12 protein-coding genes are annotated in these 21,538 nt (G+C 57.4%); 9 read left to right on the plus strand and 3 right to left on the minus strand.

All coding sequences use genetic code 11. The features are described from left to right. Positions 1-143 precede the first annotated feature (143 nt). Entirely contained in the window at positions 144-2,606 is a 2,463-nt protein-coding gene (locus tag ACONT6_RS01845; protein ID WP_428820186.1) for a beta-L-arabinofuranosidase domain-containing protein, read from the minus strand. A gap of 423 nt (positions 2,607-3,029) precedes the next feature. Next, positions 3,030-4,094, minus strand: coding sequence for an arabinan endo-1,5-alpha-L-arabinosidase (locus ACONT6_RS01850; RefSeq protein ID WP_428820187.1), 1,065 nt, complete (start codon positions 4,092-4,094; stop codon positions 3,030-3,032). Between the two features lie 189 nt (positions 4,095-4,283). Here ACONT6_RS01850 and ACONT6_RS01855 point away from each other — a divergent pair, with 189 nt between their 5' ends. The 5 genes from ACONT6_RS01855 (at position 4,284) to ACONT6_RS01875 (ending at position 12,034) form a co-directional block, all read left to right on the plus strand. Beyond that, complete coding sequence (locus tag ACONT6_RS01855; RefSeq protein WP_428820188.1) at positions 4,284-5,339, plus strand: glycoside hydrolase family 43 protein; 1,056 nt, start codon at positions 4,284-4,286, stop codon at positions 5,337-5,339. Between the two features lie 54 nt (positions 5,340-5,393). Next, positions 5,394-6,344 carry a glycoside hydrolase family 43 protein gene (locus tag ACONT6_RS01860; RefSeq protein ID WP_428820189.1) on the plus strand — a complete coding sequence of 317 codons (951 nt, stop codon included), beginning with the start codon at positions 5,394-5,396 and terminating at the stop codon, positions 6,342-6,344. 92 nt (positions 6,345-6,436) lie between these two features. Next, entirely contained in the window at positions 6,437-8,389 is a 1,953-nt protein-coding gene (locus tag ACONT6_RS01865; protein ID WP_428820190.1) for a glycoside hydrolase family 97 catalytic domain-containing protein, read from the plus strand. Positions 8,390-8,404: 15 nt separating this feature from the next. Then, positions 8,405-10,312: a family 43 glycosylhydrolase gene (locus tag ACONT6_RS01870; protein ID WP_428820191.1), complete on the plus strand. Its 1,908-nt coding sequence runs from the start codon at positions 8,405-8,407 to the stop codon at positions 10,310-10,312. A 135-nt stretch (positions 10,313-10,447) separates the two neighbouring features. After that, positions 10,448-12,034 (plus strand): alpha-N-arabinofuranosidase, encoded by a 1,587-nt coding sequence (locus ACONT6_RS01875; RefSeq protein ID WP_428820192.1) that lies wholly within the window; start codon positions 10,448-10,450, stop codon positions 12,032-12,034. An 80-nt stretch (positions 12,035-12,114) separates the two neighbouring features. Here ACONT6_RS01875 and ACONT6_RS01880 read toward each other — a convergent pair whose 3' ends face one another. Beyond that, positions 12,115-15,321, minus strand: a complete 3,207-nt coding sequence (locus ACONT6_RS01880; RefSeq protein WP_428820193.1) for an autotransporter domain-containing protein — start codon at positions 15,319-15,321, stop codon at positions 12,115-12,117. A gap of 212 nt (positions 15,322-15,533) precedes the next feature. Here ACONT6_RS01880 and ACONT6_RS01885 point away from each other — a divergent pair, with 212 nt between their 5' ends. From ACONT6_RS01885 to katG, 4 genes are all read left to right on the plus strand, one after another. Then, positions 15,534-17,246: a diguanylate cyclase gene (locus tag ACONT6_RS01885; protein WP_428820194.1), complete on the plus strand. Its 1,713-nt coding sequence runs from the start codon at positions 15,534-15,536 to the stop codon at positions 17,244-17,246. Positions 17,247-17,278: 32 nt separating this feature from the next. Further along, positions 17,279-17,809: a DsrE family protein gene (locus tag ACONT6_RS01890; protein ID WP_428820195.1), complete on the plus strand. Its 531-nt coding sequence runs from the start codon at positions 17,279-17,281 to the stop codon at positions 17,807-17,809. Positions 17,810-17,900: 91 nt separating this feature from the next. Beyond that, positions 17,901-19,058 (plus strand): sialidase family protein, encoded by a 1,158-nt coding sequence (locus tag ACONT6_RS01895; protein ID WP_428820196.1) that lies wholly within the window; start codon positions 17,901-17,903, stop codon positions 19,056-19,058. 177 nt (positions 19,059-19,235) lie between these two features. Continuing rightward, entirely contained in the window at positions 19,236-21,452 is a 2,217-nt protein-coding gene (katG, locus tag ACONT6_RS01900) for a catalase/peroxidase HPI (RefSeq protein WP_428820197.1), read from the plus strand. Positions 21,453-21,538 lie beyond the last annotated feature (86 nt).

The raw sequence follows: 21,538 nt of genomic DNA on the forward strand, positions 1-21,538 counted from the left end.
CGCCCGGCCTGGCCGCGCGGGGATTTTTTATGTCTTTTAACCGCTCCGCCAGTATGCGAAAAAGTGCCAAAAAAAGCCCGGCGACGAACGGGGTTCGCGCCGGGCAACAAGGGTGTTCTTGTTGATGTCTACAGGTGTGGCCGTCAGCCGCCGCTTGCGCTGCTGTCGTCGCGCAGCAGGCGCACGCCGTAGATACCGCCAGCCACGGAGTTTTCCGCCGCTTCAAAACGCAGTTCGATCACGCCGTCTGCCGCTTTTTGCTGCACGCTGGCGGGAATCGGGTAATCCACACTGAAGAATTGATCACCGCGGCTGCCGTCCAGCATGACCTGGGCCAGTTCGACTTCGTTGGCGAGGATGCGGAAACTGCGCCCGTTATCCAGGCCGAAGTAGGTGATGCGCAGGGTTTGCGCTTCCTGCTCCGGATCCTTCAGCTGATAGCTGAACCAGTCGCTGGCGTGGCGCCAGTGACGACCGCGGTGAACCCCAGCCTCGGTGCCGGCGCCGGCAAAGAAATGGTCCGCTTCCGGCTGCTGCTCCCCGGGAGCCACCTTGTCGATGGTCTGACGGACCAGTGCCAGCCGTGCACGATCCTCGGCTTCCCGCTGCTGTTGCTTGGCCGCCAGGCCTTGCGGTGTACTGTAGGGCCAGTAAATGCTGTAGCGCGACTCATGGACGCGGAAAAATGGAATCAACACCAGCTCGCTGCCGGCCTTGGGGTTCAGCGCGGGCAACCCCGAGGCCGCGGTATCCACCTTCAGGGTCTGGATATCGGCGCTCTGCAGACTGTCCGGCGCCGCGAAGCGCAGTTCCTCTCCGGGCAGGCGTTTCAGGCCGCTGACAAAGTCCCGATCCCCGCTGACAAACATCGGCGTCAACTCCTGGGGACACATGGGGCCCTGGGCGATATGCCCCATACGACTGTCATCGGCGAGGAAGTTAAGCTTTTCCTCTGCAAACGGCTGCGTCTTGGCCGCCAGTACCACCGGCCCGTAGGTGAGGGCGTAATAGTCCGATTTGTCCGGCAGCTGTTCCGCCTCCGGATGCATGGGCAGGTTGACCTCTATGCGGTCGCCGTTTTTCCAATTGCGCTCAATGGTGATGTAACTGCCGGGCTTTTCCGCGACGGCGATATTTTCGCCGTTGATAGCAAGGCTGAGGGCGCCGTCGTTGACCCAGGCGGGGTAGCGCAGTTTTAGTTGGAACTGACCGCTGCCGCTGATCGTCAGCGCGGTGCTCTCGGTATCCGGAATATGATTTTCCTGCTTGATCTGAATGCCTTTCGCTTCCCAGTCCAGGGTGGAGGGGATAAACAGGTTCACAAACAGCTCGTCGCCGCGGTGGGCGTAAATCATCTCGCCGTACTTACTGTGGTTTTCGATCCCCGAGCCCGCACAGCACCACATGGCATCTTCCGGCTGCGAGTACATGCGGTAGTGGTTGGGGCGCATCGGGGTGAAGTACACCAGGCCGCCGTTGTCCGGGTTCTGTGACGAGAGAATGTGGTTGTAGAGCGCCCGCTCGTAGTAGCGGATATAGCGGGTTTCCGGCTCGGTCAGGTACAACATCCGGGTGAGTTTCAGCATGTTGTAGGTATTGCAGGTCTCCGGCCCTTCGACATCCTCGACCATGGGTGCAAAGTCATCGGTGGGGTGGAAGTGTTCGCGCACGCTGTTGCCGCCGATGGCGACGGTGCGATGCTCCACTACCTCATTCCAGAAATATTCTGCCGCGTCCTGCCACTGTTCATCCCCCGCCAGGTCGCCCACGCGCTTGTAGCCGATCACCTTGGGGATCTGGGTGTTGGCGTGCAGGCCGGTCAGTTTGTCCTGGTGTTGTTCCAGTGGCTCGAGGATTTCCCGGTGGGAGAGGCGCTTGGCGATCTCGAGGTATTTCTGCTCGCCGGTGATCTCGGCAACGTCTGCGTAGACTTCGTTCAGGCCGCCGTGTTCGCTTTTCAGGATCAGCTGCACCTGCGCATCTGACAGGTTGCCAATCAGTTGTGCGCCCCAGTCTGACAGGGCGACCAGCATATCCAGCGCCTGCTGGCTGTCTGCATAGACATAGGCATCGCGCAGGCCGGCATAGACTTTGTGAATATTGTAGAGCGGGACCCATTTGTCGTTGAGGGTGAACAGGTCCGAGCGGATATTGCCCTCGGCCAGTTCATTCCACATGGCCTTGCCGCCGGGCACGCCGCTCAGATAGCCATCGCCGCTTTTGTCCTGCGCGCGCTTTAGCTCGTTGAGCATGTAGTCGAGGCGTTGTTTGACTTCCTTGTTGCCGGTGGCAGCCCAGGCGAGGCTGAGGGCAGTGAGGTAGTGTCCACCGATATGTCCGTCGAGCCCGGTGTTTTCCCAGTTGCCGTAGTTATCCGCCTTGGGTTCGAGGCCCGCTTCTTTTAAATAGGGCGCGAGCAGGCGATCCGGATCCATGGCCAGTACGTACTGGATATTGGTGTCCTGAGCATGTTTGAACGGGCTCTCTAACAGGCGCACCTGGTCGAGAGGGAAAGTCTCCATCTCGTATGGCGGGATGGGTTCTTTCTGTGAGCAGCCGGAAAATATGATGGAGCTAAGGGTTAGGCTCAGGATTGTTTGTTTCATCGCCTTCTCGTTGTTTGAATTTATTGTTTTGGTGCGTCTGGTTTTGTGGCCTTTGGTGCTTTGTAGGGGATCTTGTGGCGGTGCTACTGCCGGTAACTGTTTGCGAGACACGCCGTAAACCCATCCCTGGGGGCTCGGATGCGGCCGTCCAGGCCGCATACGGTCTCGCAAACAGTTACCGGCAGTAGCTCCTTCGATTCGGGGTTCAGTACTCTGAAAGCAACGCGGCCAACGAAGTAAGAAAACTAAAAGTTAAGGTCGAGTGCTGGGTATTCGTTTTCGGAAGCGTCGGCGACGGGGACGTCGCCGACGCAGCGTACAGGGATGTATTCCCAGGGGGGCGCCTAGCCCGGTATCAAAAACTTCCACCCAGTGCTTTTCCGCCCCAAGGTCAAATAGAATGGTCCTGATAACCTTCCGGCACTACTTAACCTTGAATCCTTGGTAAGCATCCAGCTCAGCCGGATCAACGACGGGCCACAAATCTTTATCCCACCCGATATTCATGATCTTCAATTTTTGTAGTCCGTTATCCGCAGACTCGTAAGCGTGAAGAACCAGATAATCTTTGCCGTCAAAGCTATAAGCGCTGTTGTGCCCAAGCCCCGGCCAGGCGTCGTTACCGGAAATCAGCGGTGTACCGCCGCCATTGGCCATATCCACACCGTCTTTATCGAGATACGGGCCGGTGACAGACTTGGAGCGACCCACCGCCAGTCGGTAAGTACTGTCATCGCCCTTGCAGCAGAGTCCGCGGGAGATGAACAGATAGTAGTAACCGTTCTTTTCGAAAATAAACGGTGCTTCCAGCTCCTCAGAGCCCGCCTTATCCACAGGCTGATATTTCTGGCGATCACCGCGCGCGATGGTGTGCCACTCCTGCGGCTCCGCCAGCCTGGTCAGGGAAGGATCCAGCTTCACCAGCTTCAGCCCCTCCCAGAAAGAACCGAAACTCATCCACGGCGTCCCGTCCTTATCGAAAATCACCGCCGGATCAATCGCATTCCAGTGATCCCGGTGCGGGATTGAACGCACCACGATGCCCTGATCCTCCCAGTCGTAGTCCGGAGCGTTCGGGTCCAGGGTAGGGGATACGGTTACGCCAATCGCCGAAGTGTTCTTGCCGAACGCGGAAACCGAGTAGTACAGGTAGAAACGGCCATCGTGCTCAACGATGTCCGGCGCCCACAAATGACCATTGAAGCTCGGAGAGACAGACTTGGCCCAGTCCGGCTGGCCGTCAAAGCCACGACCGGAATAGGTCCAGTGCTTCATGTCCGGGGAACTGTAAATGGTGATACCGGGGCCAGTACTGAACAGGTAGTAGGTATCCCCCTCCTTGGCCATTACCGGATCGTGTACATCGATCTGGCGCTGTGGCTTGGCATCACTGTCCGCACAAGCGACAAGGGGCAGGGCGAGGCAGGCGGCGAGAACGGCGGCCATAGGGCGGAAGCCCGGCCTCAGTGCAGCGGGAAGTCGGAACATATCGGCTTCTCTATTTATAAGTGTTGTATTGCTCTCATCAGACCAACCCCGACCGGACCCAATGGGTTGATGCGGGGTTGTTCAGTTATTAGTAGTATAATAATATTGTTCGTGACGCAGCAACTGCCACGGGAAGTTACCCCGGCAGCCGCGCATAAAAACAAGATTACAACGATAACGATATTAGCGATGAAACTCCGAAGCCTGCTTTCCCGGGCGCTCGGCTGTGCCTGCATCTGGCTCTCCGCCTGTGCGCTAGCCGCGCCGACCGCGCAACCCACTTCAGATACCCTTAATGGAGTAATAGACGAAGTTGGGGCTTACCCCTCGCCACTGGTGGCGCAACGGGCGGATCCCTGGGTGCTGCGCCACGACGGTTTCTATTACTTCATTGCTACCGTCCCGGAATATGACCGTATCGAGCTGCGCCGTTCAGCCACCATCGCCGGGCTCCCTCAGGCCGACGCGGAAGTAGTGTGGCGCAAGCATGCCTCCGGTCCCATGAGTGCCCACATCTGGGCCCCGGAACTCCACCGTATCGACGGTGCCTGGTATATCTACTTTGCCGCCGGTGAGGCGGAAAACCCCTGGAACATCCGCATGTATGTGCTGCGCAATGGCGCGGACAACCCGTTGCAGGGCGAATGGCAGGAGCTGGGCCGGATCGCCACCCCGGTGGACAGTTTCTCCCTCGACGCTACCACCTTTACCCACAAGGGCAAACGCTACCTGGCCTGGGCGCAGTACGACGTCGAGGATGATCTGGGGTCGCTGCTGCTGATGGCAGAAATGAAATCACCCACCGAGATCCGTTTGCCGGTAATCACCCTCTCTCAGCCGGACCTTGCTTGGGAGACGCGCGGCCACAAGGTCAATGAAGGGCCGGCGGTACTGAAAAGGAACGGACGCATCTTCATCAGTTATTCAGCCAGCGCCACCGATGCTAACTATGCGATGGGATTGTTGTGGGCCGACGCGGACGCAGATCTGATGGATCCGCAGAGCTGGCACAAAGCTCAGCAGCCTGTGTTCCATACCAATGCCGAGACAAAGCGCTTTGGCCCGGGGCACAACAGCTTCACCGTGGCGGAAGATGGTGAGACCGATCTGCTGATTTACCACGCCCGGGACTATCGCGAAATCAAGGGCAACCCTTTGTCTGATGGCAACCGCGCAACGCGCGTGCGCCCGCTGTACTGGGATGAAAACGGGATGCCGGACTTTCGCCAGCACGCCGGTGACTGACGGCTGGCCCGTGAATAACGAATAAAAACCGATTACAAAGAAGTGAGTGAGAGTATGAAGAATAAAATTTTGACTGCGATTGCCGCTGTGGGAATGGCAGCCACTGCTGCCACCAGTCACGCTGCCAACCCGGCCATTACCGAAGTGCTCACTGCGGATCCTGCGGCCATGGTGTACGACGATACCGTCTACCTGTACACCGGCCATGATGAAGCCAAGGACAACAAGGGCTTCTACGAAATGCACAAGTGGCTGGTGTTTTCCTCCACAGATATGGTCAATTGGAAAAACGAAGGCTCGCCGCTGGCGGTAAAAGATTTCAAATGGGCCAGGGGCGACGCCTGGGCCAGCCATGTGGTGGAGAAGGACGGCAAGTTCTATTTCTACACCACAGTGCGCCACGATGAGACCAAGCCCGGTTTTGCCATCGGCGTTGCCGTATCCGATAGCCCCACTGGCCCGTTCAAGGATGCCCTGGGCAAGGCACTGATCAGCAACGACATGACCACGGATACCGAAATCGACTGGGATGACCTGGATCCGGCCGCCTTTATCGATGACGACGGTCAGGCGTATCTCTTCTGGGGCAACACCAAACCGCGCTGGGCCAAACTGAAAGACAACATGATCGAGCTGGATGGCCCGATTCACAGTCTGGACCTGCCGAATTTCACGGAAGCCCTGTACGCGCACAAGCACGGGGATTACTACTACCTGACCTATGCCATGGGTTTCCCGGAGAAAATCGGCTACGCCATGAGCAAGTCCATCGAGGGCCCCTGGGAATACAAGGGGATTCTCAACGAGCTGGCGGGTAACTCGAACACCAACCACCAGTCCATCATCGATTACAAAGACCGTTCATTCTTTATTTATCACAATGGCGGCACCGAGAAGGGCGGCAGCTTCCGCCGCTCTGTGTGTATCGACGACCTGCACTACAACGAAGACGGCACCATCAAGCGGGTGGTGATGACGTCCGAGGGCGTGGCGCCCGTTAAATAACTGGCGCTACTTTTCAGGAGCCTGCTTGCCGCGGGCTCCTGAACGAAAAAACTGTGGTACTAGAAAATAAACGATAAATCGATATTACCGCGATGAAAAAGATCCTGATCCCGGCGCTGATGCTGACCTACTTGCTGGTCATCACCGCCTGTGAGCACAACACGCGTTATACGCTGCAGAGCCCCGATGGCACTCTGTCGGTTGTGTTTTCCCTGACCGAAACCGGGGAGGCCCGCTATGCGCTAAGTCGCAATCAGGTCACGGTGCTGAATACTTCCGAACTCGGCATCGTACTGGATGACCGTGACCTGAGTACGGATCTGGAACTGCTTTCTGCAAGCAACCCGACACTGGTGCACACGGAGTACGAATTGCGCCAGGGCAAGCGTCGTCGCAATACCTACACCGCTGTGGAACAGGTTTTCCATCTGCAAAATAATGCGGGTAACAAACTGGATATCGCCTTCCGCGTTTCCAACGACGGCGTCGCGTTTCAGTACCGCCTGCCAGAACAGACTACTGTGGCCAGGGCCTTCCAGGCAGAAACCACAAGTTTCTCTTTCACCCACGGTGCGCGCGCCTGGCTGCAGCCGGTTGCTGTGGCCCAGACCGGCTGGATGAATACCAACCCATCTTATGAAGAGCACTATCATATGGATGTTCCGGTCACCGATATTCCGGGCAGTGAAGCGGGTTGGGTTTTCCCCGCGCTGTTCAACACCGAGGGTGGCTGGGCGCTGATTACCGAAGCGGGGATGGATGGTCGCTATCACGCATCGCGCCTGCAGGGTAAAGCGACTTCCGGTGAATTCCGCATCGGTTATCCAATGGATGCTGAGCGCTATATCGACGGCGCGTTGCTGGCCGAATCACCGCTACCGCTGAAGTCTCCCTGGCGGATTATCGCGGTGGGTGGATTGGATACCATTGTGGAATCCACGCTGGGTACTGACCTGGCCGAGCCCGCCATCGCGCCGATGGACTGGGTCAAGCCGGGAATCGCCAGCTGGAGCTGGGCACTGCTGAAAGATGACTCGGTCAATTACGCGACCCAGGTGCGCTTTATCGATTACGCATCCAGTATGGGTTGGCCGTACGTGCTTGTAGACGTGAACTGGGATCAGAATATCGGCTACGAAAAAATGTCCGCGCTGGCCGACTACGCCGCGCAGAAAAATGTGGGCCTGCTGCTGTGGTACAACTCGTCCGGCTCCTGGAATAAAACCGAATATACGCCCAAGGGAAAACTGCTGACCCGCGCCCAGCGCTGCGCAGAATTCGCCCGCCTGCAGGAGATGGGCATTGCCGGTATCAAGGTGGATTTCTTTGCAGGCGACGGGGTCTCGGTAATCGACTACTACCGCCAGATCCTCAGTGATGCTGCGGACTACCAGCTGCTGGTGAATTTCCACGGGGCTACCTTGCCGCGCGGCCTGCATCGCACTTTCCCCAACTTTATGACGGCGGAAGCGGTGCACGGTTTCGAGATGATCACCTTTATGCAGGACTCCGCGGATAAGGCTGCCGCACATATGGCGATGCTGCCGTTTATCCGCAACGCCTTTGACCCGATGGATTTTACCCCCACGGTATTTTCTGAAATCCCCAATATAAATCGGCACACCAGTAACGGATTCGAACTGGCCCTGCCGGTGCTGTTCCTCTCCGGCCTGCAGCATATAGCCGAAACCGATCAGGGCATGGCAGGTGTCCCACAGTTTGTGCGCGACTACCTGCAGGATATTCCCGCAGTGTGGGATGAGAGCCGTCTGCTGAGTGGCTACCCGGGAAAATACGCGGTTATCGCCCGTCGCAGTGGAGGTGACTGGTATGTGTCCGGTATCAATGCAACATCGGAGCAAAGAAATATACAGCTGGACCTTTCCTTTATCGGTGCCCGTCTGGGCAGCGTGATTAGCGATAGTGACGACGCCCGCACACTGGTGCGCAACGAGCTCGAAAGCGGTGCCAGTGTCAAAGTTTCCATGAATGCCAATGGTGGATTTGCGATGGTCTTCCCCGCGGATTCCCTGGTCAAAAATTGATAACGAGGTAGAACAATGCCCAGTAAGTTACTTTTCAGCCTGACCCGTTTTACCCCCGATGGCCTTATCCCAAAAAGTATTGCTGCCGGTGTAGCCCTGGCAGCGCTCACCGCCTGTCAGCCATCTGTAGATGACTCGGACAAATCTGCAGCAAAGACTGAAGGCAAATCCGCCAGTACCGCGCCGGTCACCCAGCCTGCCCAGGTCGATACCCAGGCGGGTGCCCCGGAAGGTATGTTCGCCAACCCGCTGTTTGCCAATGGCGCCGATCCCTGGCTGGAGTACTGGGACGGCAATTATTACCTCACTACCACCACCTGGACCTCCCAGCTGGTCATGCGTAAATCCCCGACCCTGGATGGTCTTGCAACTGCGGCACCGGTAAATATCTGGTCCGATACCGATCCGGCGCGCTGTTGTAATTTCTGGGCGTTTGAATTTCACCGCCTGAACGGTCCCAACGGCTGGCGCTGGTACCTGATGTACACCTCCGGCCAGCACGGCACCCTGGATCACCAGCACCTGTCGGTGCTGGAAAGTGTTGGCGACGACCCCATGGGCCCCTATGTGTACAAGGGCTCGCCGATGCCGGATAGCTGGAACATCGACGGCACGTATCTCGAGCACAACGGCGAGCTCTACCTGTTGTGGTCCGAATGGGTGGGCGACGAACAGCTGAACTGGATTTCCAAGATGACCAATCCCTGGTCTATCGAGGGGCCGCGTGTGGTCATTACCCGTCCGGAAGCGGAGTGGGAGAAGAGTGGGCGCAAGGTAAACGAAGGTGCCGAAATCCTGAAGAAGGACGGTCGCACTTTCATGATCTACTCCGCGAGCTTCTGCGATACGCCGGATTACAAGCTGGCCATGAAAGAACTGACCGGTGACGATCCGATGAATCCGGATCACTGGACCAAGTATCCGGAGCCCGTATTCCAGCGCGGCAACGGGGTATTTGGCCCGGGCCACAACGGCTTCTTCAAGTCGCCGGACGGTACGGAAGACTGGATCGTTTACCACGGTAACTCCAAAGAAACCGATGGCTGCAGTGCAACCCGTTCCGTGCGCGCACAGAAATTCACCTGGAGCGACGACGGCACCCCGAACTTCGGCGTGCCCGTACCGGAAGGCGAATTCCAGAAGTTGCCCTCCGGCGAAAATGGTCCTATCACCACCAAGGTGCAGGGCGCCCGCTGGAAGCTGGCCAACGCCGCAAACAACCAGTGCCTGACCGGCGCGGGTACCGGTGCCTGTGAATCCAGCGACAGTGAGTGGGTACTGGATAACACTGCCGATGGTGCCTATCGCCTGGCCAACGCCACCAGCGGCAACTTCCTCAACGCCAGCAGCGAGCTGGCACCCTGGACCAATACCGAAGCCGAGCGCTGGAGCCTGGACCAGGACGAAAACGGATGGGTGCAGCTGCGCAACCGCGAAACCGGCGAGCCCCTGGTTGCGAAAGATTGCAGTGGCGATGGCTGTGCACAGTGGTCCCTGCAGCCTGCGGAACAGGTGGCGATTGCCAGCGTACAGAGCGGTCGAGTTTTGCAGACCAGTGGCTGCGCCAGCGGTGCCGAGATTAGCCAGGGAGCCTGGCAGGGCGAGTCCTGCCAGCGCTGGAGCATTGCGCCGGCGGACGAAGGTTTTGTGCAAATCCAGACTGGTGACCAGTGCATGACCATTGCCGACAACGCTGTGGTACCCGGCGCGCCGGCAGTACTCGGCAACTGTGAAGGTACCAGCAGTCAGTGGCGCTTGCAGCCGCTGGCGGACGGCAACCTGCAGATCCAGAACCGCGAGAGCAAACACAACCTGGACCTGGCCCACTGCGGCCTGGCTGAGGGCAATACCTTTGCCCAGGCGCCCGCGGCGGATAACGACTGCCAGAAGTTCCAGCTGCGTGAGGTACCCGCGCAAGGCTGAGCTCCGCCCCAGCAAAGTTAGTAATTCGTTAGTGAGTGTGTGACCGGTTTTTATCGGGCTTGGGTGGCTGCAGCAATGTAGACCACCCCTTTTTTTATGTGATGTTTGATTGATAACAATAATGGAGAGAAAAGCATGAAGCCGAAGCGCAGAAATTTGAAAAAATACTTCGCCGTTCTGGCGACCAGCCTGTCGGTGTCGGTGTCGGTGTCGGTGTCGGTGCTTGCTGCGGAGGATAATCCCCGTATCACCATCGATACTACCCAACCGGGCGCCACCATCCACCGCGATATCTACGGACAGTTTGCCGAGCATCTGGGGCGCGGTATCTACGAGGGAATCTGGGTCGGCAAGGATTCGGATATCGAAAATATTAACGGCTTCCGCACCGATGTGATCGAGGCGCTGCGGGAAATCAATGTGCCTCTGGTGCGCTGGCCGGGAGGCTGTTTTGCCGATGAGTACCGCTGGCGCGATGGTATCGGCCCGCGTGACCAGCGCCCTGTGCGAGTCAACACCCACTGGGGCGGGGTTGAGGAAGACAATGCCTTCGGCACCCACGAATTTTTCGAGCTGGTGGAGCTGCTCGGAGCGGAAGCCTATGTAAACGGCAACCTGGGCACCGGTAACCCGCGCGAGATGGCCGAGTGGCTGGAGTACATGACCGGCACCAGCAACTCCGCGGTGGTGGAAGAGCGCCGTAAAAACGGCCGCGATGAGCCGTGGAAGATTGCTTACTTTGGTGTGGGCAACGAGGCCTGGGGCTGCGGCGGCCATATGCGACCGGCTTACTATGCGGACCTGTACAACCACTTTGCCACCTTCCTGAAAACACCGCGCGGTAGCGAGCCCAAGTTTGTTGCCAGTGGCGGCCACACCACCGATACCTCCTGGACCGACACCCTGAGCAAGAATGTCCAGCGCCAGATGGACGGTATCAGCTTTCACTTTTACACCCTGCCTACCGGTGAATGGGAGGACAAGGGGGAGTCCACAGGCTTCGAGGAAGACCAGTGGTTCTCTACCCTGTGGCAGACCCTGCGCATGGATGAATTTATCCGCCTGAATAAAAAAGTGCTGGATAAAAACGATCCGGAGAAAAAGCTCGGCTTCTACGTGGATGAGTGGGGCACCTGGTATAACCCGGAAGAAGGGCGCGAACCCGGTTTCCTGTACCAGCAGAACACTCTGCGGGATGCGGTAGTAGCCGCGTTGAATTTCAACGTCTTCCACGAACATGCGGACCGGGTACACATGACCAATATCGCGCAGATGGTGAATGTACTGCAGGCGATGATCCTTACCGACAAGGATGAGATGGTACTGACCCCCACCTACCATGTGTACGACCTGTACCAGGTGTTCCAGGATGCCACCGCGTTGCCTCTGGAGATTGAAAATCCGCGCAGTTATCGCGTGGGCGACCAGTCCCTGCCGGGTATCAGCGCGTCTGCCGCGCGCGGCAAGGATGGTGAGGTTTACCTGTCGCTGGTGAATCTGGACCCGAACCAGGCACAGACCGTTTCGGTGGATGTCAAAGGCCTGGAGGTGACCGCCGCCAGCGGCCGCCTGATCACCGCCAGTGCCATGGATGCGCGCAATACGTTTGATGCACCGCGCCAGGTGGAACCGGCGAAGTACCGCGCCGAAGGCGAAGCGTCCGGGGAGCTGCAACTACAGGTGCCGGCGAAATCTGTGCTGGTGGTAGCTTTGAACGATTAAGCGAGCAATCCCTAAATCAATCCCAATAAAAAGGGTTGCAGTTCTGCAGCCCCTTTTTATTTTTAAACGTTTTTATTATTTCACCATCGCTTGTGGAAGCCGATCCGCGCTTCAAAGGATTCGAGATCCCCGGTGTCGATATCCTGGGTGTAGTCGATAATCCCGAACAGGCTGGTGGTGCCGCTGAAATCTGCGGTTAGCCCGATACCCGTTTCGAGCATTGCCTGTCCCCGGTCTACCAGGATGGGGGTGGTGTTGAAGTAGACCTTGTCGGAGCCGGCGTCTTCATACCAGATATTCGCTTTGAAGTAGGGCCGCCAAACGCTGGAACCGCGCACGATATCTGCCACAAAGCGACCGCCAATGCGCGCGGTCAGCGAATCAATGTTGTCAAACTCGATTGATGAAAACAGATCGCGGGTGTTATCCATTCTCTGGTGCTGCCAGATTAACTGGGCCTGGGGTTCCAGGTTCCAGGTCCCGTCTAGGGGAATCGGTAAACCGGCCTCCATGGATGCCAGATATTCGTCACCGTCGATATCGGTGGATATACCGAGGCTAGAGCGACTCTCGCCGTCAAAACTGGAATACATCAGTACGCCATCAAAATAGGCACCGCCAGCCCAGTGGTGTGTCCAGTAGCCTCCCAGGTTGTACTGATCCAGTTCCACCTTGCCGGTGGATAGGTTGCGTTCGCCCAGCGCGAAGCCGCGCGTATCACCATTGGCGCCTCCGGTACCGAGCATCACCCCGAATATATCCCGTTGTCCGTGCGCGCTTCCCCGGCCGTATACGGGTACGCCGACCTGCAGCCCCCACAGGTTGCCATCGAATTCAGGGTCTACTGAGCCTCCATGGGACAGCTTGAGTTGATTGCCGAATGCTCGCACCCACAGGGCACTGAGTCCGTCATTGCGTTTCGACCACGCCTGCTCGCCCTCCCGTTCGTGGAAGGTGCCGAGTGTTTCACGCCCAAGCGCACGACTCACTGACGGCAGGGCAACATTTACCGAGACCTCGGGGCGGTACAGCGGGATCGGTTTTGCTTCGGTCAAGGTGCCGCCGGAGCTGCTACCGCCTGAACTGGAGCTGCTAGAGCTACTGCTGCCGGAGCTGCTCGATGAGGAGCTACTTCCGGATCCGGATGAACTACTGGAGGTGCTGCCGCCAGAGCTTGAGGAACTGCTAGACGTACTGCCGCCGGAACTTGAGGAACTGCTCGAAGTAGTCCCTCCTGAGCTGGATGAGCTACTGGATGTGGTTCCGCCGGAGCTGGATGAGCTGCTCGAAGTGGTGCCCCCGGAACTGGATGAACTGCTGGAAGTAGTTCCGCCGGAGCTGGATGAACTGCTGGAAGTGGTCCCGCCGGAACTGGAGGAGCTGCTGGAAGTAGTTCCGCCGGAGCTGGATGAACTGCTGGAAGTGGTTCCGCCGGAGCTGGATGAGCTGCTCGAAGTGGTTCCGCCGGAGCTGGATGAACTGCTGGAAGTAGTTCCGCCGGAGCTGGATGAACTGCTGGAAGTAGTTCCGCCGGAACTGGAGGAGCTGCTCGAAGTGGTTCCGCCGGAGCTGGATGAACTGCTCGAGGCGGTTCCTCCGGAGCTGGATGAACTACTTGAGGTGGACCCCCCAGAACTGGAAGAGCTGCTGGAAGTCATTCCACCCGAGCTGGATGAGCTACTCGAGGTGCTGCCCCCGGAGCTGGAAGAGCTGCTTGAGCTGCCAGTGTTGGGAGGACTTATTACCGGTGCCAAGTGCGAGCGCAGGTACCAGTTATTCTCGGTGCCCGCGGAGACCCCACCGCGAAACAGGAAGTACTCATAGGGACCCGCAGCTACCCTGCTACCCAGGGTAAAGGCTCTGGGGGTGCTGATGCCATTGACGACCTGATTGACGAGAATACCGTCCCTGCTGGTCAATGCACCGGGACCGTTGGTATTGCTGATAAGCAGTGTGGTGGTTCCAAGCTCATTCCCGTCGGTACTTAGGTAATCCGACGGCGATCCATCCCGACCCAAAAACGTATCCAGCGCCATACGTCCATTTTGACCGATGTAATTACCGGTAAGTGACAGGACATCGTTGGGATTACCATTGCCAGTCATATCAATCAGGCCGGCGTTGCGCAGACTGGCGGAGTTTCCCGTAATCGCTGGCTGGATACTGCGTGATCCCTGATTGGCAAACAGTGTGGCACTGCGGTCGATAAAAAGGCTACCTGCCCCAGTGCCGCTATCACCCAGGATCAGGTTGCCATTCATGGTCAGTTCCGAACCGTTCAGCAGGCGGATCTGTTCCCAGTTGGTCAATCGGTCGGGGCGACCGCCGATGGTATTTTCCCAATCCAGCTGGTCAGAACCCAGTCCCCCATTAATCGGGTAACCCCTGAGGTTGTTGTCATCCAATCCGATAAGCCGGGCATAATCATCGCCATCCTGCATATCCAGATTGCGGATCTCACCGCCGCTCCAGGTGAGCTGGTCGTCACCTGCACCGGCCATATAGGTGGGCAACTCGCCGTCGAGCACCGTCGCCTGATCGTTGCCTTCACCCTGCTGCATGGAATTGACGAAGCCGCCCTCCATCAGAAAGGTATCGGTGCCGGCACCCTGATTTACCTGTGAATTAATTCTCGCCCCAGCGCGGTTGATGACGACATCATCACCCGCATCCAGTGAGAACGGATCTCCCTGAATCGTGCCGTAGTTATCGACCAGGGTATCTGCGCTACCGGTAACCTGAATGCCCGAGTTGATGGTCGCCGTTGCCTCGTTGAGGATTCGCATGGAACCGTTGCCGTTGGCCTTGATGCCCTGGTTCAGGATGCCTTCATTCACGACGGAGTTGTCGCCGTCGCCACTGAAGGTAAAAAACTGATTGATATTGCCCGTGGCGCGATTGATCACGTTGTGATCACCATCGCCGGCCATTTCCAATCCCTGGTTAATAGTTCCGGCGTTGTCGAAGTTCAGCAGCCCGATATTGAGCAGACTCACACTCTGGAGAATGCCTTCGTTATTGATGGTGAGAGTATCTATATCGACCGCATTGATCGGTCCATTCAGGCTGGCGCCGGGAAGGATATCGATGGTCAGGTCGCTGAGGTTACTGGCAGCAAACCCCGGGTCGCTGCCAGAACAGGTTACCGTAGCCCCGGAGGTGGGAGGTTTGGGCTGGCAATCGGCTTGTACCCGGCCTGGAAAATTGATGGTGGTCAAAAGCAGAATCAGTAGCGGCAACGAGACCAGCTTTGTGCTTTTCCCGTAATCCTGATGCGTAAAATCCATTCCCTGTTCTCAACTTACTGCTGTCTGTGTTATTGCCAGTAGCCATCCTGGCTCCGGCACTCAATCCTGTAGTATGAAAAACGACCATATAGTGCAGGCCGTGCAGACTGATCCAGTTTAGGCCGGTGTGGTGAACTGGCCGGGCTTCCCCGACCATTGTGGTAAGATTTCGCGACAGTTATCAGAAAAATAAACATGGGGAAGCGACGGCGATGCATATCGCAAGGTGGATTTGCGGGCTGGTGCTGATTTGCCTGTCAGTGAGTGCCTTGGCCGGGCCGTTTGTCGTGGCGGAGGAGCAGCGGCCGCAAAGCCTTGCGCCCTATCTGCGCATTCTGGTGGATGAACAGGGTAGCCTTGGCCTGCAGGACGTAACCGCAGCGGACTCGCAGCGGCGATGGCGGGCCAGTGAAATTCAGGGCACCAACTTTGGTTTCAGCAGCGCAACCTACTGGGTGGCGGTCACCCTGCAAAACCCAACCGCAGACCCTGTTGGACTGATTCTCCGCCAGGATTACCCGTTGATTGATCAGCTGGATTTCTGGCAGCCGGCGGCCGATGGCAGCTGGTCGCTGACAGCAACCGGCGACCGACGCAATTTCCACTCCCGGCCCCTGAACCTGCGCGATTTCGTATTCCCCATCACCCTGCCGGCCCACACAACACAAACCTACTATCTGCGCTACCAGACTGCAGGCTCGATGAATATCGGTCTTACCGTCAGTAGCGAAACCGCCTTTCTACCGCAATTGGGCAAAGAACAGATATTGCTGGGAATCTACTACGGTGGCTTCCTGGTTCTGGTAATTTACAACCTGTTCCTGTTTATGGCGGTGCGCGACCGGGCCTACGCCTACTACATGGGATACGCCATCAGCTATGGGCTCTACTTTGGCGTGCACAACGGGGTTTCATTCCAGTATCTGTGGCCCGGCAATCCGTGGTTGGCCAACCAGAGCCTGCTGATTCTTCTCGGCTTCACGCTGATTTTCGGTATCCAGTTTGTGCGCACCGTCTGCTCCGGCCCGCAACTGGCGCCGCGTACTGACAGGGTTGCACGCTGGTTGCTCTATCTGTTGTTCCCGCTGACCGCCATCTCGCCGTTTGTCAGCTATGGCCCGATGATCCTGAGCCTCGCGATTTTGACCCTGGTACTTTCCATGCTGTTTATGGTGATGGGGGTGATCAGCCTGTTGCGGGGATCGGTGCCCGCCCGCTACTTTCTGGTGGGGTGGGGCGCGCTGTTGATCAGTGTCGTGATCTACATGCTGAAGACCTTTGGTCTGGTGCCCCACAACAGTTTTACCCATAACGCGTTCCAGGTGGGGGCGCTGGTGGAAATGGTTCTGCTTTCCCTGGCGTTGGGTGCCAGAGTCGGGGAGATTCAGCGCCACGGTATTACGGATCAATTAACCGGGCTGTTTAACCGCCGCTACTTTGATGAACAGCTACCGCGGGAATTTACCCTCGCTACCCGCAATAACACGCCCCTCGCCCTGCTGGTTCTCGACCTGGATCATTTCAAGGCCATCAATGATCGATTGGGGCATGCCCGCGGGGATGCTGCGCTGTGTGCGGTAGGCCAGCTTGTGAGAAAGCAGGTGCGAAAACCGGTGTTGGCGTGTCGCTACGGGGGAGAAGAATTCGCCATCCTGTTGCCGCGCACAACGCCGGGACAGGCCGTCATTGTTGCGGAGCGCCTGGTCAAACTGGTGGCAGAACTGAAACTGGACAAAATGCCGCTCACCGTGAGTATCGGCGTCGCAACGTTCCAGCACGGTAACTACGCATCGGCGATTCAATTGTTTGAAGCCGCAGATGCCGCTCTGTATCGCGCGAAGCAGGCCGGTCGTAACCGACTGGAGCTCGCGCCCTCCAGTCCTGATCCGGTTGTATCCGCGCCCTCTGTCGAATCGGCAGGTTAACCAATAGCTTATTAAACGGTGATATTTAACGCATGAAAATCACACTCACTCTATTTGTTGTATCTCTGTTTTCTTCCCTTGCCTCGGCAGCGGAATTTTCCAAGGGACCGGTCATCAAAAACTATGGCGCTGTAGCCAAAGTGGAGCAGAGTACACCGCTGACGGGACAGGAACGGTTTAAAATCGCTTTTGACGTCGCCGAGCAGGGCGGAGAGGATAAAGTGAATCGCCGTTTCGAGAGCCTGGCCCGTTTTCTGAATATGCAGGCCCGCGCAGGTGTACCCCCGGAGCAAATCGAGCTTGCACTGGTGGTACATGGCAAAGGCGGTTTTGATTTGCTCGACAACAAGGTCTACAGGCAAAAGTTTGGCAGTGACAATACCAATGCGCCACTGCTCTCAGAGCTGCAAAAACAGGGCGTGCGCGTAATTTTATGTGGCCAATCAGCCGCCTATCACGGTATCCAAAACGCCCAGCTGCTGCCGGGTGTTGAAATGTCGCTTTCGGCCATGACCGCCCACGCACTGTTGCAGCAACAGGGGTACACGCTGAACCCGTTCTAAAGTTGAGTGAGACGATTTTTCTCAGCGATTCTTATCCTTTGACACTGCTTGTTATGCCTTGCCATAGCTGATCATTCTGGTTTCCGGTTTTATGAAGAAGTTTTTGAGCGCCCTGTGGGCCATTCCCTGTATCTGCTTATCATTCACTGTCGCTGCACAGCCCTTCGAAGTGGCTCCCGAGTTATTCGACCTTTCCCAGCCACAAAATCTGGGGCTTGAGGTGCCCGAAGGCGTAGAGACAGCGACCGTCTATCAGGCCGAACAGGGCAAGAGCCAGTACAACCACGGCGCCGTGCTATTTGCGCACAACGGAACTCTTTACGCGCAGTGGCAGAGTTCGTCGCGGGATGAAGACGCCGCGGATACCCGCGTGCTCTACGCCACCAGCCGCGATGGCCTGCAGTGGAGCGCCCCCGAGGTGCTGGCGCCGGCACGGGAGGAGGCCGTAGTAACCAGCGGTGGCTGGTGGGCAGCGGGCGACGACCTGTATGCCTTCATCAATGTATGGCCGCATCAGCTATCGCCCCGGGGCGGTTATCCGGAAGTGTTTACCAGCCACAAAGACGGAGACTGGAGTGGGCCGGTGCGGCCGCAATTTGCTTCCGGTGAGCTGCTCGACGGTGTGATCGAACAGGATTTTCATGCTTATTGCGGCAGGCTGGTAACCGCTCTGCACCGCCAGCCCGGTTTGTTGGTCACTCCGATCTTTACCGAAGACCTGTCGGGATTGCGCGGCTGGACGCTGGGCCAGTTTGAAAATTCATCGGTCAAAAAGCATGTCAGCCGGGAACTGGAGCCGAGTAATTATCGCCGCAAGGACGGTTCTCTGGTAATGGTTTTCCGGGATCAACAGAGCAGCTTCCGGGTACTGGCTGCGGAAAGTAAAGACTGTGGTGAGACCTGGTCCCAAGTACAGAAAACCAATATGCCGGATTCCCGGGCCAAGCAGAGTGCGGGTAATTTACCCGGCGGCACCGCCTATATTGTCAACAACCCCAGTGGTTCAAAAACGCGCGAGCCGCTCACCATCACCCTGAGCGATGACGGAGCCCTCTTTGACCGCGCCTATTTGCTGCGTGCGGGAGGTGACAAACTCGAAGGCCCGCGTTACACGGGCCTGTATAAAAGGAAGGGTTTCAGTTACCCCAAGTCCTATGTGTGGAAAGACCACCTGTATGTGGCTTATGGGGAAAATAAAGAAGATATTGTCATCACCCGTATTCCGCTGGCTAGTCTGAGTGCAGATTGATGGTATTTCGCTCGATGAATTGCAGCTCGCTATCAGGCTGATATTGTCCGGCTATAAATGGTTTCTATCAGATTGCGGATATTAATAAGGTCGATAATAACGTCTAATTTCAAGGTGATTGCGTGACCCTATAGGATTGTCTCGTCCGATTGATGAGACTATAAGGAACGCAATCCAATGCTCAAGAAATCTCTCTCCCTGGCGGTGGCCATGGCAACTGCCATCTCCGTCAACGTCAATGCCGCTCAGGCCGATGAACCCATGTCCAATCAGGACTGGTGGCCGAACCGTATCGACCTGCAACCACTGCGTATGAACGCGGAAAAATCCAACCCGATGGGTGAAGACTTCGACTACGCCGAAGCCTTCAGCAAACTGGACCTGGAAGCGGTCAAGAAAGACCTCAGGGAAGTCCTCACCACTTCCCAGGACTGGTGGCCGGCTGACTACGGTCACTACGGTCCCTTCTTTATCCGTATGGCCTGGCACAGTGCCGGTACCTACCGTGTCTACGACGGTCGTGGTGGCGCCGGCGGCGGTCAGCAGCGTTTCGAACCGCTGAACAGCTGGCCGGACAACGTCAGCCTGGACAAGGCCCGCCGCCTGGTATGGCCGGTAAAACAGAAGTACGGCAACAGCATTTCCTGGGCAGACCTTATGGTACTGGCCGGTAACGTCTCCCTGGAATCCATGGGCTTTGAAACCTTCGGCTTTGCCGGCGGCCGTGAAGATGATTGGGAAGCGGACGTGGTTTACTGGGGCTCCGAGCGCGAGTGGGTCGGCAACGACAAGCGCTTCGATGGCAAAAAGCTGGAAAAACCGTTGGCCGCGGACCACATGGGCCTGATTTACGTAAACCCGGAAGGCCCCAACGGTAATCCGGATCCGGTTGCTGCCGGCCATCGTATCCGTGACACCTTCGGCCGCATGGCCATGAGCGATGAAGAAACCGTTGCACTGATCGCCGGTGGTCACACCTTCGGTAAAGCCCACGGTGCCCACAAGCCGAGCGAATGTGTCGGCGCAGCACCGGGTGGTGCCCCGATCGAGCAGCAGGGCTTCGGCTGGGAAAACAAGTGTGGCAAGGGCCACTCTGAAGACACCATCACTTCCGGCCTGGAAGGCGCCTGGTCTGCGAACCCGATTGCCTGGAGCTCCCAGTTCCTGGACAACCTGTTCGGTTTCGAGTGGGTGAAAACCAAGAGCCCGGCCGGCCACACCCAGTGGGAACCGGAAAATGCCGAGCAGGCGAAGTTTGTTCCGGATGCGCACGTTGAAGGCAAGCGTCACGCGCCGATGATGTTCACCACCGACCTGTCCATGCGCTTCGATCCGAAGTACAAGGCAATCGCCGAGCGCTTCCACAAGAACCCGGAAGAGTTCCAGAAAGCCTTCTCCAAGGCCTGGTTCAAACTGACTCACCGCGACCTGGGGCCGCGCGCGCGCTACCTGGGTGATGAAGTTCCGGCAGAAGTGCTGAGCTGGCAGGATCCGATCCCCGAAGTGGACTACAAGCTGATCAGCGAGCGCGACGTCAAGAAACTGAAGGCTGAAATACTCGAAAGCGGCTTGACCGTGCCTGAACTGGTACGTACTGCGTGGGCATCCGCGTCTTCCTTCCGCATTACCGATATGCGCGGTGGTGCCAACGGTGCTCGCGTGCGTCTCGCACCGCAGAAAGACTGGGCAGTGAACAACCCGCAGGAACTGGACAAGGTTGTTAGCCAGCTGGAGAGCATCCAGAAGGAATTTAATGACAAGGCGTGGGGTGACAAGAAAGTCTCCATGGCGGACCTGATCGTTCTCGGCGGTGCAGCGGCAATCGAGCAGGCGGCCAAACAAGCCGGCTACGAGGTTACCGTTCCGTTCAAGCCGGGTCGTAACGATGCCACCCAGGAAATGACTGACGTCCAGTCTTTCTCCTTCCTGGAGCGCAAGGCTGACGGTTTCCGCAACTACTACAGCAGCGACGCGCACCTGATGCCGGTGGATATGTTGATCGACAGTGCCAACCTGCTGGACCTGAGCGTGCCGGAAATGACTGTGCTGGTCGGTGGTATGCGTACCCTGGGTGCGAACTACGACGACTCCAAGCACGGTGTATTCACCGACAAGCCGGGTACCCTGAGCAACGACTTCTTCGTCAACCTGCTGGATATGGACACCAAGTGGTCCAAATCCTTTAAGGAAGATGGTCTGTACGAAGGCAAGGATCGCAAAACGGGCGAAGTGAAGTGGACCGCTACTCCGGTAGACCTGATCTTCGGTTCCAACTCCGAGCTGCGCGCGCTGTCTGAGCTGTACGCCACCAACGACAACGACGAGAAGTTCGTGAATGACTTTGTCGATGCCTGGACCAAGGTGATGACCCTGGACCGCTTTGACCTGAAGTAATCCAACTTTCACAGGATGGATAAAACCACAGCAGGATCGTGGTAATGAAAAGGGCAGCCAAATGGCTGCCCTTTTTTATTTTTAAC

Origin of the sequence: Microbulbifer sp. MCCC 1A16149 (assembly GCF_050368945.1) — a bacterium.
Lineage (GTDB): Bacteria > Pseudomonadota > Gammaproteobacteria > Pseudomonadales > Cellvibrionaceae > Microbulbifer.

Excerpts from the sequence above, each read along its gene's own strand:
- ACONT6_RS01845 (WP_428820186.1), bottom strand. The coding sequence starts at position 2,606 with ATGAAACAAACAATCCTGAGCCTAACCCTTAGCTCCATCATATTTTCC.
- ACONT6_RS01850 (WP_428820187.1), bottom strand. The coding sequence starts at position 4,094 with ATGTTCCGACTTCCCGCTGCACTGAGGCCGGGCTTCCGCCCTATGGCC.
- ACONT6_RS01855 (WP_428820188.1), top strand. The coding sequence starts at position 4,284 with ATGAAACTCCGAAGCCTGCTTTCCCGGGCGCTCGGCTGTGCCTGCATC.
- ACONT6_RS01860 (WP_428820189.1), top strand. The coding sequence starts at position 5,394 with ATGAAGAATAAAATTTTGACTGCGATTGCCGCTGTGGGAATGGCAGCC.
- ACONT6_RS01865 (WP_428820190.1), top strand. The coding sequence starts at position 6,437 with ATGAAAAAGATCCTGATCCCGGCGCTGATGCTGACCTACTTGCTGGTC.
- ACONT6_RS01870 (WP_428820191.1), top strand. The coding sequence starts at position 8,405 with ATGCCCAGTAAGTTACTTTTCAGCCTGACCCGTTTTACCCCCGATGGC.
- ACONT6_RS01875 (WP_428820192.1), top strand. The coding sequence starts at position 10,448 with ATGAAGCCGAAGCGCAGAAATTTGAAAAAATACTTCGCCGTTCTGGCG.
- ACONT6_RS01880 (WP_428820193.1), bottom strand. The coding sequence starts at position 15,321 with ATGGATTTTACGCATCAGGATTACGGGAAAAGCACAAAGCTGGTCTCG.
- ACONT6_RS01885 (WP_428820194.1), top strand. The coding sequence starts at position 15,534 with ATGCATATCGCAAGGTGGATTTGCGGGCTGGTGCTGATTTGCCTGTCA.
- ACONT6_RS01890 (WP_428820195.1), top strand. The coding sequence starts at position 17,279 with ATGAAAATCACACTCACTCTATTTGTTGTATCTCTGTTTTCTTCCCTT.
- ACONT6_RS01895 (WP_428820196.1), top strand. The coding sequence starts at position 17,901 with ATGAAGAAGTTTTTGAGCGCCCTGTGGGCCATTCCCTGTATCTGCTTA.
- katG (WP_428820197.1), top strand. The coding sequence starts at position 19,236 with ATGCTCAAGAAATCTCTCTCCCTGGCGGTGGCCATGGCAACTGCCATC.